14 protein-coding genes, 3 tRNA genes and 1 rRNA gene are annotated in these 13,353 nt (G+C 29.8%); all 18 read right to left on the bottom strand.

All coding sequences use genetic code 11. The annotated features are described in order from the left end of the window. Positions 1-16: 16 nt before the first annotated feature. The 18 genes from N747_RS0102495 to cmk all read right to left on the bottom strand — a co-directional run bounded on the left by N747_RS0102495 (position 17) and on the right by cmk (position 13,331). A 16S ribosomal RNA gene (locus N747_RS0102495) occupies positions 17-1,549 on the bottom strand. A gap of 118 nt (positions 1,550-1,667) precedes the next feature. After that, positions 1,668-1,751: transfer RNA gene (locus N747_RS0102500), tRNA-Tyr, on the bottom strand. A 357-nt stretch (positions 1,752-2,108) separates the two neighbouring features. Further along, positions 2,109-3,650 carry a membrane protein insertase YidC gene (locus tag N747_RS0102505; protein ID WP_024563644.1) on the bottom strand — a complete coding sequence of 514 codons (1,542 nt, stop codon included), beginning with the start codon at positions 3,648-3,650 and terminating at the stop codon, positions 2,109-2,111. 18 nt (positions 3,651-3,668) lie between these two features. Continuing rightward, on the bottom strand, positions 3,669-4,016 hold the full coding sequence (gene rnpA, locus N747_RS0102510) for a ribonuclease P protein component (protein ID WP_024563645.1): 348 nt from the start codon (positions 4,014-4,016) through the stop codon (positions 3,669-3,671). 181 nt (positions 4,017-4,197) lie between these two features. Next, entirely contained in the window at positions 4,198-4,332 is a 135-nt protein-coding gene (rpmH, locus tag N747_RS0102515; protein ID WP_024563646.1) for a 50S ribosomal protein L34, read from the bottom strand. 229 nt (positions 4,333-4,561) lie between these two features. After that, positions 4,562-5,986 carry a proline--tRNA ligase gene (gene proS, locus N747_RS0102520; protein WP_024563647.1) on the bottom strand — a complete coding sequence of 475 codons (1,425 nt, stop codon included), beginning with the start codon at positions 5,984-5,986 and terminating at the stop codon, positions 4,562-4,564. Positions 5,987-6,360: 374 nt separating this feature from the next. Beyond that, positions 6,361-6,452, bottom strand: a tRNA-Ser gene (locus N747_RS0102525). 36 nt (positions 6,453-6,488) lie between these two features. After that, positions 6,489-6,562, bottom strand: a tRNA-Cys gene (locus N747_RS0102530). A 395-nt stretch (positions 6,563-6,957) separates the two neighbouring features. Next, positions 6,958-7,056 (bottom strand): hypothetical protein, encoded by a 99-nt coding sequence (locus tag N747_RS04125; protein ID WP_334199069.1) that lies wholly within the window; start codon positions 7,054-7,056, stop codon positions 6,958-6,960. A gap of 109 nt (positions 7,057-7,165) precedes the next feature. Further along, entirely contained in the window at positions 7,166-7,327 is a 162-nt protein-coding gene (locus N747_RS04130) for a hypothetical protein (protein WP_240992313.1), read from the bottom strand. Between the two features lie 37 nt (positions 7,328-7,364). After that, a complete protein-coding gene (locus N747_RS04135) occupies positions 7,365-7,568 on the bottom strand; it encodes a hypothetical protein (protein WP_024563648.1) in 204 nt (67 codons plus the stop codon). 418 nt (positions 7,569-7,986) lie between these two features. Next, entirely contained in the window at positions 7,987-8,136 is a 150-nt protein-coding gene (gene rpmG, locus N747_RS0102545; RefSeq protein WP_024563649.1) for a 50S ribosomal protein L33, read from the bottom strand. Positions 8,137-8,216: 80 nt separating this feature from the next. Then, complete coding sequence (locus N747_RS0102550) at positions 8,217-9,188, bottom strand: hypothetical protein (protein WP_024563650.1); 972 nt, start codon at positions 9,186-9,188, stop codon at positions 8,217-8,219. 74 nt (positions 9,189-9,262) lie between these two features. Further along, the gene (locus tag N747_RS0102555) at positions 9,263-9,475 is read right to left on the bottom strand and encodes a hypothetical protein (protein ID WP_024563651.1); all 213 of its coding nucleotides are present in this window, start codon (positions 9,473-9,475) and stop codon (positions 9,263-9,265) included. Between the two features lie 111 nt (positions 9,476-9,586). Beyond that, positions 9,587-9,871: an HU family DNA-binding protein gene (locus N747_RS0102560; protein ID WP_024563652.1), complete on the bottom strand. Its 285-nt coding sequence runs from the start codon at positions 9,869-9,871 to the stop codon at positions 9,587-9,589. Between the two features lie 164 nt (positions 9,872-10,035). Then, entirely contained in the window at positions 10,036-11,025 is a 990-nt protein-coding gene (locus N747_RS0102565; RefSeq protein ID WP_024563653.1) for an NAD(P)H-dependent glycerol-3-phosphate dehydrogenase, read from the bottom strand. 200 nt (positions 11,026-11,225) lie between these two features. After that, the gene (der, locus tag N747_RS0102570; protein ID WP_024563654.1) at positions 11,226-12,665 is read right to left on the bottom strand and encodes a ribosome biogenesis GTPase Der; all 1,440 of its coding nucleotides are present in this window, start codon (positions 12,663-12,665) and stop codon (positions 11,226-11,228) included. Continuing rightward, positions 12,666-13,331, bottom strand: a complete 666-nt coding sequence (gene cmk, locus N747_RS0102575) for a (d)CMP kinase (RefSeq protein ID WP_024563655.1) — start codon at positions 13,329-13,331, stop codon at positions 12,666-12,668. Positions 13,332-13,353 lie beyond the last annotated feature (22 nt).

Consider the following 13,353-nt stretch of genomic DNA (forward strand, 5'->3'; position numbering starts at 1 on the left):
ATAATTGTTTCCTTAGAAAGGAGGTGATCCATCCCCACCTTCCGGTAGGGATACCTTGTTACGACTTAACCCCAATCATCGACCCTACCTTAGACGGTTCCCTCTTCTTGCGAAGTTAGGCCACCGGCTTTGGGTATTGCCAACTTTCGTGGTTTGACGGGCGGTGTGTACAAACCCCGAGAACGTATTCACCGCGACATGCTGATTCGCGATTACTAGCGATTCCAACTTCATGAAGTCGAGTTGCAGACTTCAATCCGAACTGAGACTGTTTTTTTGAGATTCGCCAAAAACTTACGTTTCAGCTACCCTTTGTAACAGCCATTGTATCACGTTTGTAGCCCAGGTCATAAGGGGCATGATGATTTGACGTCGTCCCCACCTTCCTCCAATTTATCACTGGCAGTCTTGCTAAAGTCCCCACCATTACGTGCTGGCAACTAACAATAAGGGTTGCGCTCGTTGCGGGACTTAACCCAACATCTCACGACACGAGCTGACGACAACCATGCACCACCTGTGCAACTGATAACCTCCACTGTGTTTCTACAGCTTTGCAGAAGCATGTCAAGACCTGGTGAGGTTTTTCGGGTACCTTCGAATTAAACAACATGATCCACCGCTTGTGCGGAGTCCCGTCAATTCCTTTAAGTTTCATACTTGCGTACGTACTACTCAGGCGGAGTACTTAATGTGTTAACTTCAACACTGGTTTTACCCAACATTTAGTACTCATCGTTTACGGCGTGGACTACCAGGGTATCTAATCCTGTTTGCTCCCCACGCTTTCGTGCCTCAGCGTCAGTAAAGACCCAGCAAGCCGCCTTCGCTACTGGTGTTCCTCCATATATTTACGCATTTTACCACTACACATGGAATTCCACTTGCCTCTATCTTACTCTAGTTAAACAGTTTTTATAGCATCACAATGTTAAGCATTGCACTTAGACCATAAACTTATTTAACCGCCTACGCACCCTTTACGCCCAATAATTCCGGATAACGCTTGCCCCCTATGTATTACCGCGGCTGCTGGCACATAGTTAGCCGGGGCTTATTCATTAGGTACCGTCAGAATGATTTTTCCATCATTTATTCTTCCCTAATAAAAGAACTTTACGTACCGAAATACTTCATCGTTCACGCGGCGTTGCTCGGTCAGAGTTTCCTCCATTGCCGAAAATTCCCTACTGCTGCCTCCCGTAGGAGTTTGGGCCGTGTCTCAGTCCCAATGTGGCCGTTCAACCTCTCAGCCCGGCTACACATCATAGTCTTGGTAGGCCTTTACCCCACCAACTAACTAATGTGACGCAAGCTCCTCCCTAAGCATACCTATTGCTAGGTCTTTTAAAAACAAAAAGATGCCTTCTTGTCTCCTATCCAGTCTTAGCAGTCGTTTCCAACTGTTATCCTCGTCTTAGGGGCAGATTGCTTACGCGTTACTCACCCGTTCGCCACTAAAGTTTAATTGCTTAAACTTCCGTTCGACTTGCATGTATTAGGCACGCCGCCAGCGTTAATCCTGAGCCAGGATCAAACTCTTCGTATGTTACAAAAAAATGATGCATCAAAAATTGCTTTTTTAGTATCAATTTTAAGGTGTTAAAAAATAATTAAAAATATTTATTAATTATCATCTTCAGTTTTCAAAGATTAAAAAAAATTAATGGTGAAGGGAGGTGGATTCGAACCACCGTACCTTACGGAACAGTTTTACAGACTGCTGCGTTTAGCCACTTCGCTATCCCTCCAAAATTGCTTAACAATTTTAAATTTATTTACCTTAGATATTATAGCACATATAAAAATGAAAAGCAAGTTTTTTTGTTTTTTTTTTAATTTTAATTTGGGTTGTCATTTTTGATAGGAATTTGGGGTTGAATAATGGTGTTTAAAATAGTTTTTTACAAAATAAAAAAACTATTTATTTATAAAAAATTACCTTAACTAAATATGTTGCTTTCCAAAAAATGTGTTTTAAAATTATTTTGCAAACCCTTTATAAGGATGCAAATTAAGAACTTTAGAAAAAAATATAAAGGGTTTATTTGTTTTTTTACTTAGTTTGATTTTTGACTTGTTGGAAGTATAGATGAAGGCAAAAGTTTTTATAAAGCGTTTTGTTTTAATGCAAAATATTTTTGTTGCATCTTTTTTCTAGTGAGCAAAATTTGGAAAATAGTATAGGTGTTTCCAACAATCCAATATAAAGACAATATTGGGTTAGAACGAGAGAAAAATACCATCATTAAAATCATAAAAACACTCATAATTTTCATGCTTTTTTCTGATTGTTTAGCTTTTTGTTTTTGTTCTAAAGTCGAATGATAAGAAGGAGTTTTTAAATAATCTGGTTTTTTAAAACTAATTTTATTCAAAATAAACATCGTTGCTCCCACTAAAAAAGAAAGCAAAAAAATAACAAAAGGTTTATTGGGATTAGAAGGATTTAAATTAATGAATTGTAAAAAGGGTTTTTCAATTAATTTATCAGTTAGAAAAATACCTCCAGGAATAATAAAACGACTTAGGGTTTGATTAATTGCAATAAATAAGGGAAGTTGCAAGAAAGATAGCAAAAAACCCCAAAAAGAAAAATTATTTTTGCGATAAACTTTTAAAATTTCTAACTGCTTTTTTTGAGCTGATTCAGGATCTTTTTTGAGAGCATATTTTTGCTTTACTTTTTCAATTTCGGGCTGAATTAAACTCATATTCATACTCAAGGTACTTATTTTAGTATAAATAGGCCAAGTTAAAGTACGGATGAAAATGGTAGCCAAAACTATTCCTAATCCTAAGTTTCCAAAAAACATACCAGAAGCACCAAGAACTAAGAAAGTTGAGAAAAAATATAAAAAAGAACCAATTGAAATTATTAAAACATTCCAAAAATAACCAAACAGACTCCATTCCAGTCTAGAAGGAAATTGAATTGGAACTGAAGAATTGGTTATAAAAAGTTTTCTAGACATTAAAGGGTTGTTATTAAATCTAACATTAATTTTAGATAAAACATTATTTGAAGTGTTTTGGATATTTTCTGCATAATCATCTTCTAATTTTATATTTCCTAAAGAAACCGAAATAAGTTCATTAGACGAATCAATTTTTTGAAACTCTAATGCATCTCTTAATTCTTTTTTTTGATATTTATTGTTTTCAATATAATCATCATTAGTGCCTGCAGCAACTGTTAAAAAATCCTTCATTAATTTATTTTTGAATTCGGTTGTTTCTTTATTAGTTTTAAAAGTTAAAAAATATTCTTCTTTATTATCTAATTTAGGAAAATTAGATTCATCTTTTAATTTAGGATCTGGTTTTTTGATTAAACCAAAAAAATATTTTGCTTCATTTTTTTGAGCTAACATGCCTTTAAATTCGTCTTGCGTAGATATTTGAATTTCTTTCTTTTTGTCATCGATAACATAAACTACAAAAATATCAGCATAATCAGATAATAGCTTAGAAGGATCAACAGGATTAAAATATTTTTTATGTTGTTCGCTATTTTTAAAAACAACAACTTTGTCTAAAACTTCTATTTTTTCAGGCTTTGGAGGAGTAAGGAACCAAAAAAATAACACGAATAGAAAAATTGATAAAAATAAAAACTTTTTTTTTGAAGAATGATTTATAACATCCATTTTAATTAACTCCTTATTTTAGTTATTTGAAAGTAATATACGAGTTTTGGTAGCAAATTGAAAAAAGAAAGTTTTTAATTGTTTAAAAGTTAGGCTTTTGGCTTGAGCTTTAATAACAATAACAAAAAATATTTTGGAGTTAAGGCAAGGAGAAAAACTCCTAATAATTGCTCTTAAACGACGTTTAATTAAATTTCTTTCGTGGGATTTTCCATATTTTTTGCCAACACTTAAAGCAAATTTCAAATGAGGAAAGGCGGTTTGTTTGACGTAATAAATAATAAAAAAGGAGTTTCCGTATCTTTTTTTAGATTTAAAAATAGGGGTGATTTCGCTTTCTTTTTTAAGAATATATTTTCTTTTCATCTTCTTAATAATCCTAAAATTCTTAACTTTTATATTCAAAACATCAATTAACTATTTTAAAAAATATAAATTCTAAATTATTAATAGTACAATAATAATAAAAAGAAATTTATCAAAAAAAACACCGAAAAAGCGGTGTTTATTTTTGTTTTGAATTAATCAAAATCAAGTTAGTTTGATTTTAAACTGTTAGTTGCAAACGTCCTTTAGCTCTTCTTCTAGCAAGAACTTTGCATCCTCCAACAGTTGCCATTCTAGCTCTAAAACCATGAGTTCTTTTTCTTTTGATTTTACTAGGTTGATATGTTCGTTTCATAAAAAAACCTCTTTTCTATTTAACACACTTCCTTAATTATAGCTTTTTTAGTATGAAATGTCAAGTCTAAAAGTTGTGAATAATTAAAAAGTAGTGGTTTGTGGGGGTAAAAAATGTAAAAATTAAAATGTTTGTAAAAAGAAAGAAAACATTTGAAGAAATTATTTAGTATTAAATGTGTTAAAGCTTTTTAGTTAGTTTTTATAACAAAATCATTTTTAAAATAATTTTAATAAGCTCTAGCAAATAAAATAGTTTGAAGGGCTTTTTTGTTAGTAACAGGGCAGTTAGCAGTAATTAAATTAGTTTCCAAAATAACTCTTGCAGTAGCTCCTGTTTCTTGTTTAATTTGCAATTCAGCATCGGTTCCTGAAATACTCATTGCTACATAACCACCTTGTTTGAGGTAAGTTTTAAATTCTTCATAAGTGGTAGCTTGTTTGCGATTGTGTTCTAAATGTTGTAGTGCTTTTTGATACATGTTGTTGTGCATGGTTTCAAATAATTGCGGGATTTGAGATGGCAAATCTTTGATTTTGATATTTTGTTTGGCTAAGTTATATCTTTGAAAAATAGTAACTTCATCATTTTCTAAACCACGTTTGCCAATTTCTATACGTAAAGGAACACCTTTAAGCTCATATTGACTAAATTTCCAACCAGAAGTTTTGTCTTGTAGATCAAGATGAACGCGATAGTCTTTTTGAAGGATGGAAAAAATATTTTCGGATGCTTGTTTTACCGACTCATCTTGAGGTTGCAAAGGAATAATTATAATTTGCATAGGAGCAACATAAGGCGGCAGAACTAGTCCTTCATCATCGCTGTGAACCATAATTAAAGCTCCAATTAAACGCGTAGAAATACCCCAAGATGTTTGATGTACATATTTTTTTTGATGGTCGCAATCTTGAAATTGTATTTGAAACGATTTAGCAAAATTAGTACCTAAGTAATGAGAAGTCCCTGCTTGAAGAGCTTGTCCGTCATGCATTAACGCTTCGATAGAATAAGTAATTAGGGCTCCAGCAAATTTTTCTGTTTCGGTTTTTTTGCCACACACAAAAGGAAGGGCTAAAAGGTCTTTACCTAACTTTTGATAAATATCAAGAATGGATAAAGTTTGTTGCATCGCTTCTTGTTCGGTGGCATGCACGGTGTGCCCTTCTTGCCACAAAAACTCTTTACCTCTTAAAAAAGGTTTAGTCGTTTTTTCCCAGCGAACAACATTGCACCATTGATTATATAACTTAGGTAAATCACGATAAGAAGTGATTGTTTTAGAATAATATTGAGAAAATAAAATCTCTGAAGTAGGACGAATTACTAGTTTTTCGGATAAGTTTTTTTTGCCTATAGTTGTTATCATTGCTGTTTCTGGAGAAAATCCTTGAATATGGTCTTTTTCTTTGTGAAATAGTTTTTCTGAAAAAACTAACGGAAAATAAACATTTTGATGCCTTGTTTTTTGCAAAGTAAAATTAAGATGTTTTTGAATATTTTCCCACAAAGAATAACCATAAGGAAGATAGATAATAAACCCTTTTGTCTCAGAATAAGCTATTAATTCAGATTTTAGACAAACATCTGTATACCATTTTCCAAAATCAGATGATCGAGCAGTAACTGTTTTAACTCGTTTCATTGTTTTCATTTTTGCATTACCTTTTTTTAGTTATAATATATTATAAATATTTAAATTAAATGTGTTATTTGTGTTGGTTTTGATAAAAACAAACTATAATCAAAAATATTATAACATGAAAAAAATAATAAAAAATAAATATTTAAAAATATAATGATGATGTAAATGAAGGTCTTTTGAAAATATTTATTTTTTATAAAGAATCTAACAATTCTTTTATTTCGATTTATAATAATGTTTTTGCAGTTTGGAAATGACAAAAAATAATTGTAGGTAGGATTAGAATTTAATAATCCATAACAAAAAAGGGGATAAAAGTTTTTATTGATTAAAAAATGTCAAATATCTATTAAAAAAGAAAGAATAAAAAAATAAATTCAAAATGGCGGAGCAGAAGGGATTCGAACCCTTGCACCGATTTCTCGGACTACGTCCTTAGCAGGGACGCCTCTTATAGCCACTTGAGTACTACTCCTAAATTATATTGTATAGATTTTCAAAATAAAATAAATGGAGGCCCTGAACGGATTTGAACCGTTGATCAAGCTTTTGCAGAGCCATGCCTTACCACTTGGCTACAGGGCCAAACATCGCTTTAATGCGAGTTTTTTTGTAATTAAATTAATGAGTGACAAATGGGGTTTCATTAAAACTTTAATTTATTTGACTTATTTAGGGATATGTTTTGATAAATTAACAGCTTTTTTGAGTGATGAAAGGTTGTCTTCAATTCTTACTCCAATTCCTAAATGTTTTAATATAGACCTGGTTCGACAGTAATTACGCTGTTTTGTTCCTATCACGCCTAATATAATTGTAAACGTCATTAATATCTAATCCTAAAGTTATGTCCTAATCCGTGATAGCAATATTGATAAATTGTTTCACCATCTTTAAGTAAAGACAGTTCTTTTTAATCCTTACAATAAAATATCTTTAACATATTGGTTTAATTGCGAAAAAGTGTTATGCGGTTTTACCTAAACAATGATTTCTTTATTAGCTTTAAGAACCCAAATTATAAATATCTTTTTGAAAAGATAAATAAATTGTCCGCTTACAGGATAAAAACGAGTAATATCAGAGGAATAATGATTATAATTAACGCCAGTATCAAATAATAAAAGGTCGTTGGTTTTTTAATTTGTAGTTTAGGTTTATTATAATATAATGCAAAATTAACGCATTTTACCCTGAAGAAGCAATGGTTTCAAAGGATTTTTTATTTTGGTTATTTTCCAAAAAATAATTAAAAAGAGCGGCTATTTGATATTCATACATTAAGGGTTTGATGATAGAGAGATATCTAGAGCTATTATAAACTTGCAAAAAGGGATATAAAGAAGTCATTTTTGACAATATTCTAAAACACAACTTACTTTTCGGTCTAAGGTTTATTTTTTGGTGGATAGGTCAAAATAAAAACCCCTAAAGAATCAATAAAAGAACCCCTCAAAGAATTTATCATCTGAAATAAAAGAGTTTCAAAAGTAAATATGTTTTTGAGGTTTGATAAATTGATTTGAGATATCGAAGAAGCATAAGAAAAACTCAAAATATCTAAATCCCAACAAGGATTTAATAGGTTCATTTTTCTTCTAAAAATAAAAAAATATGAGATAAATTAAGTGTTTTTACCAACAATAAAATGGTGTTTGGTTGGTTAATTCCTATCAAATAATTAAAAATTATGATCGACTTCGAAAGGAAAAGTTTGATCGCCACTCTTAGTAATTGCTTTTCCAGAATAAAAAAGAGAAGCGGTGTTTGGTTTAATTCTTTGGATTAAATTATTTCTATTTTACAAAAACATAAAAACACGATTTTCCTTTTTTAAGATAGAAATGAAAAAAATATAAGTTCATAAAGAAAAAAGAAAAATGTTTAATATTAAAAAAATTGGGATAAAAAAGAATGCAAAAAATTGTCAAAATAATTTAACCCTTTGCTTTTAAAAAAAATGTTTTTGGGAAATAATTTTGCTTTGCCAAATATTAAACATTTGTTTTTTATTTTTTTTCTCTATGTAGAGTGTGGGTTCTAGAAAAAAGACAGTATTTTTTTAATTCTAAACGTCCTGGAGTCTTTTTTTTATTTTTGTCAGTGTGATAATTTTCTCTTTTGCACTCTGTGCAAACTAATTTTACTAAATCACGCATGTTAATTTTCTCCTAACTATAATTAAGCAATATAATATCATTATATCAAATTTTTGATAAATAATAAAGAGTTTTTAAAATTAATAATCTTTGGTTTTTTTATAATGAGTAGTAATGTTTTTATTAAGTAAACGTTTTTTAATCCATAAAAGAGTATAAGTCATCAAAACTGTAAAGACAAAAAGGCAAGAAAAGACCAAACAAACAAAGTCATAACCTGAATAAACAAAACGATAACGTTTATGATGGCGATTTTCCTTATCTTCTAACTTTTCGGCATTTTCAGGATTATTTAATTTTTGTTTAAAAGGAGAAAAGAAAACATAAGGAAACATTTTAAAAGGATCTCTTTTAGATGCTTGTTTGTCTGAAGTTATAATTGGTTTGTCTTTTTGCAGATCTTGAAAATAATCTTGCATAGATAAAAAACCAAATAAACTAAAAAAGGTCATATAAAGTAGGGGATGAATAAAAGCTATCCACATTTTTTTATAAGGAATAGCATAAGAATTAACTTTAAAATAAAAATATAGATAACATAAAGGAACTAAGGTGTGGTGTAAATGAGAAAGAAAAAAAGAAAGACTAAATTTAGGTTCATAAAAATGTCTACCTTTATCAATTAAAGTGTGAAAAATTAAACCTGTCAACAAAATACTAACTAAACATGCAAAAACTACATAATGATACCAATTTTTTTGTTTTACTTTGGTAAAAAATAAAGCATAAACAATTAATATAAATAAATTAACTTGATGGGTAAAATACCAAACCGTTTTGATAAAAGTGTGGTGTCCAGGATAATAACCGTCTTCGTAATCTAAAATGTTGTCTTCTTTTCCTGTGGATTCAAAATCAATTTCAGGCATAAAAGTAGGAGCTTTGTACTTATATTGCCAATAACTTTGTCCTTTGTTAACACATTCTTTAAAATCATGAAAAAAAACAAGCATTAAAGTACAAATAGACAACATTAAAAAAAGAAAAACAACATTGGGTTTTTTAAAATAATTTCTTAAAACAATTTTTTTAAATCTTAATTTTCTTTTCATATCTTTCCTTTTTGGTTTAACTTAAATATTTACAAATGCAATTAAAATAATGGATAATGAAAATAAGTTATAAATTATTGCTGATGAGATTTATTTTTAGAAACAATAGGTTGAATAATGTTTTGTTCTAAGGCTTGAGGAAAAGGATATTTTTCTTCTCTCATTCTTTTAAATAACAAGTAAATAAAACCTCTTTGATAATCAATGCGAGTAATAACTGCTATTTGTGGTTCGTTTTGAACTTTGGCGCGAGTTCCTATTAAATAATTTTTAGTTGCGTGTTGCAAAATAACTAACCTACTTCCTTATTGGTCCACTTTATCAAAAAGTGTAAATAAAAAAACAAACTATATAGTTTGTTTTTTTATTATAAAATATTAAAAAAAATAATAAAGATTTTAAGAAACAAAAAGATCTTTTAAACTTTTGCTAATTTTGAAAGTAGGAACCTTTTTAGCTGGAATATCAATAGTTTTACCAGTTCTTGGGTTTTTTCCTTCGCGAGCATCTCTTTTTTTTACTTTAAAGGTGCCAAAACCTGTTAAAGTAACTTTTTTATCTTCTTGGAATTCTTTAAGACTTTGAGAAATAACTTCAATAAAGTTATTAAGAAATTTACCAGCTTCTTTTTTACTAACGCCATTTTTTTCAGCTAATTTTCTCAAAAATTCTAATTTGTTCATTTTTTGCCTCCTTTTCTTTTTATTTACGTAATTATTATAACATCAAAAAAATAATTTACAAGCGCAAACAATCAATTATTTGCAATTATTTGCGTTTTATTCTTAATTGATTATGGAGATGTTTGCAAAATTAATTAAAAAAATTGTTTTGGGTAAAAAATAATTTAGAATTCGCTTTTGAAAGGTCTTTGCATTAAAGTTGAAAAAACAGTGTCAAAGGGCTTGAATTCAAAAATTAATTGATAAGATGCTTGAATAATAGGAAGATCTAAATTATGTTTTAATTGCAATTGATAAAAAGCATTAAGAGTTTGAAATCCTTCGATGGTTTGCAAAGAAGAGTCAATAATTTGTTGATAAGGAATTCCTGCAGCAATTTTTGCACCAGCATTAAAATTTCTGGAATATTTGCTAAAAGCAGTCACAATTAAATCACCTAATCCTGGAAGTCCCAAGACGGTTTGGGGGTTTCCTTGATAAAAACTAACTAACCGCGACATTTCTAAAATACCACGGCTCATAAAAGCTGCTTGAGAATTAATTCCAAAATTCTTGGCTACTAAAATACCATTAATGAGGGCTAAAATATTTTTAAAAGCACTGCAAATTTCATTTCCTACCAAATCAGAAGAAGTATATACTTTCAAATAATTAGGGCAAGAAAATAATTTTTGAATTTCCAAGGAAAAAACGGGATTGGAAGAAGCTGCAGTCAACAGAGTTAATTTACGTAAAATAACTTCTTCAGCATGCGATGGACCCATTAAGGAAGCGAAATTAGCTAAAAGAGTGTCAGGAATAACTTGTTTAACAATTTCAGAAACACGTAAAAAAGTTAAAGGTTCAATGCCTTTGGAAACATTAACAAACGATTTGGGGGTAGTTAATATAAGGGCAATTTGTTTAAGAAGATGACGCATAAATTTCATAGGAACTGCCAAAACTATCAAATCAGAATAATCAAGGGCTTGTTTAAGACAAGAAACTGCTTTAACATTTAATAGTGGAGCATTAAAAATGGGGTGTTTTCTTTGATTTATTTTTTCCACATAAGAAAGGTTAGTGTCATAAAGTAAAACTTGATTATTGTTATCAGTTAAAACTTGTGCCAAAGTAGATCCCCAAGCACCACTGCCAATAATAGTAATTTTCATAAAATATAGCTTCTTTCTTGTAATCAAAATAGCAAAAACAGTCATAAAAAAGTTACAGAAAAAATAACAAAAGGTTTTTTGATAATTAAAAATAAGGTTGAATTTTTTCAACCACTATAATTAAATCACAAAATAAGAACAAATAATAAAATACTTACAAACAAAATACAAAAAAAGGCGAGAGGGAATTCAAAATAGTTTTAAAAATTAGACTTTTTTTTATGAAAAATAATTTTGAGGGGCGTTCCTTCTAAATCAAGGTTTTTTCTAAATTGATTTTTTAAAAATCTTTCATAAGAAAAATGAATATGTTTAGGGTCATTAACAAAACAAAGAAATTCAGGAGCTTTAGTTTTAGTTTGAAAAATATATTGAAACTTAGCTTTTTTTTGATTAAAGAAATTGGGGGGGGTAATAAGAGTTGCTTCTTGCAAAATATCGTTTAAAAGACTGGTGCTAAACTGACTTTTATAATTGTTAAAAACTCGTTTTAAAATAGCAAAAATTTGAGTAAGACGACTTTTTTTCAAAGCTGATAAGAAAATAACAGGCGCATAAGATAAAAAAACAAATTCTTGACGAATTTTTTGCTCAAAGTTCTTTAAGGTATTAGTATCTTTTTCTAACAAATCCCATTTATTGACAATAATAATACAAGCTTTATGATGTTCTAAAATAAACCCTGCAATATTTTTATCTTGTTCTAAAATACCTTCTTTGGCATCTAAAACTAAACAAGCAATATCTGCTTTTTCCAAAGCACCCAAAGCACGTAAAAAGCTGTATTTGTCTTCTTGTTCATAAATTTTACCTCTTTTTTTAATACCTGCAGTATCAATAATTTGGTATTTTTGCCCATCATTTTCAAAAAAAGTATCAACAGCATCGGTGGTAGTTCCTGCCATATCAGAGACAATCATTCTTTGGGATGATAAAAGAGAATTAGTAAGAGTTGATTTGCCAACATTGGGGCGCCCCACAACACAAAATTTAATAATTTTATCTTCTTCTTTTTCTTGGTTTTGTTTTTTTTCTGGTTCTAACAATTGTTTTTCTGGTATTTCATAATTCAATTCAGAAAGGGAACTTTGCAAAGATGTATCTGTTGGAAGGACTTCTAAAAAGGAAGAATCAGAAATTAAAGAAGCATCACGCATAAGAAAAACAATTTTATCTAACAAATCACCTATACCAATACCATGTTGAGTACTAATTGCAAAAGGAGTATCAAATCCAAGAGCATAAAATTCATAAATGTTGGATAATAAATTGTGGTTGTCAATTTTATTAACTCCTAAAAGAACTGGTTTTTTAGTTTTATACAAAAGTTTAGCTAAATAACTATCATTTTGAGTAAGTCCTGTTTGACCGTCAACTACAAAAACAATTACATCAGCTTCATCAACTGCAAGTTGGGCTTGTAATTTAATTTGTTCCAAAAAAGGAGTTGATTGAATTTCGATACCACCAGTATCAATAACGCCAAATGTTTTAGTAAGCCAATGGGCAGTAGCATAAATACGATCCCGAGTAATGCCTGATTTTTGATGAGTAATAGCGTGTCTTTTCCCAATAATGCGGTTAAACAAACTGGATTTGCCGACATTAGGACGACCCACAATAGCAATTTTAAAAGACATTTAAGATCTCCTTTTTTTATCAATTAAGGCAGTAATTTTGGCAATTACTTCATCAATTGATAATTCGGTAGTATCTAGTAAAATAGCATCTAAAGCTTTAGACAAGGGAGCAAGTTGGCGATGATAGTCTTTATGATCGCGTTCTTTTAGTTGTTTCATAATTTGAGCAATGTCTGTTATTTTGCCTTTTTGGGCATCTTGTTGTTGTTTTCTCAAAGCTCTTTTAGTAATGTTGGCAGTAAGAAAAATTTTTAAATTAGCATCTGGCATTACAACTGTTCCAATATCTCTTCCATCCATAATTAAATTAGGAGTATTGGCACAAATTTCTTTTTGTAATTTCAATAATTTAGTTCTTACAGCAGGAATTAAAGCTACTGAAGAGACATGTTTTTCTACATCCAAAGACTTAATTTTTAAAGAAACATCTCCTTGATTAAGAAAAATTTTATTACAAGAATAAAAAAGATTGATTTTGTCTAAAGCTTGATTAAGACTTTTTTCATGATGCCATGAAACTTCATTTTCTAACAAATATAAAGTTAGTGCCCGAAACATTGCTCCGGTATCAATGTGATTCCAACCTAATTTTTGGGACAACTTTTTACTAATAGTACTTTTGCCAGAACCTGCCGGACCATCAATGGCGATTTTAAAACTTTTCATATGCATATATAAATAATTCCTT

The sequence above is a fragment of the Candidatus Phytoplasma tritici genome (assembly GCF_000495255.1).
Taxonomy (GTDB): Bacteria; Bacillota_I; Bacilli_A; order Acholeplasmatales; family Acholeplasmataceae; genus Phytoplasma; species Phytoplasma tritici.

Coding starts and splice junctions, on each gene's coding strand:
- N747_RS0102505 (WP_024563644.1), bottom strand. CDS start 3,650: ATGGATGTTATAAATCATTCTTCAAAAAAAAAGTTTTTATTTTTATCA.
- rnpA (WP_024563645.1), bottom strand. CDS start 4,016: ATGAAAAGAAAATATATTCTTAAAAAAGAAAGCGAAATCACCCCTATT.
- rpmH (WP_024563646.1), bottom strand. CDS start 4,332: ATGAAACGAACATATCAACCTAGTAAAATCAAAAGAAAAAGAACTCAT.
- proS (WP_024563647.1), bottom strand. CDS start 5,986: ATGAAAACAATGAAACGAGTTAAAACAGTTACTGCTCGATCATCTGAT.
- N747_RS04130 (WP_240992313.1), bottom strand. CDS start 7,327: ATGACTTCTTTATATCCCTTTTTGCAAGTTTATAATAGCTCTAGATAT.
- N747_RS04135 (WP_024563648.1), bottom strand. CDS start 7,568: ATGAACCTATTAAATCCTTGTTGGGATTTAGATATTTTGAGTTTTTCT.
- rpmG (WP_024563649.1), bottom strand. CDS start 8,136: ATGCGTGATTTAGTAAAATTAGTTTGCACAGAGTGCAAAAGAGAAAAT.
- N747_RS0102550 (WP_024563650.1), bottom strand. CDS start 9,188: ATGAAAAGAAAATTAAGATTTAAAAAAATTGTTTTAAGAAATTATTTT.
- N747_RS0102560 (WP_024563652.1), bottom strand. CDS start 9,871: ATGAACAAATTAGAATTTTTGAGAAAATTAGCTGAAAAAAATGGCGTT.
- N747_RS0102565 (WP_024563653.1), bottom strand. CDS start 11,025: ATGAAAATTACTATTATTGGCAGTGGTGCTTGGGGATCTACTTTGGCA.
- der (WP_024563654.1), bottom strand. CDS start 12,665: ATGTCTTTTAAAATTGCTATTGTGGGTCGTCCTAATGTCGGCAAATCC.
- cmk (WP_024563655.1), bottom strand. CDS start 13,331: ATGAAAAGTTTTAAAATCGCCATTGATGGTCCGGCAGGTTCTGGCAAA.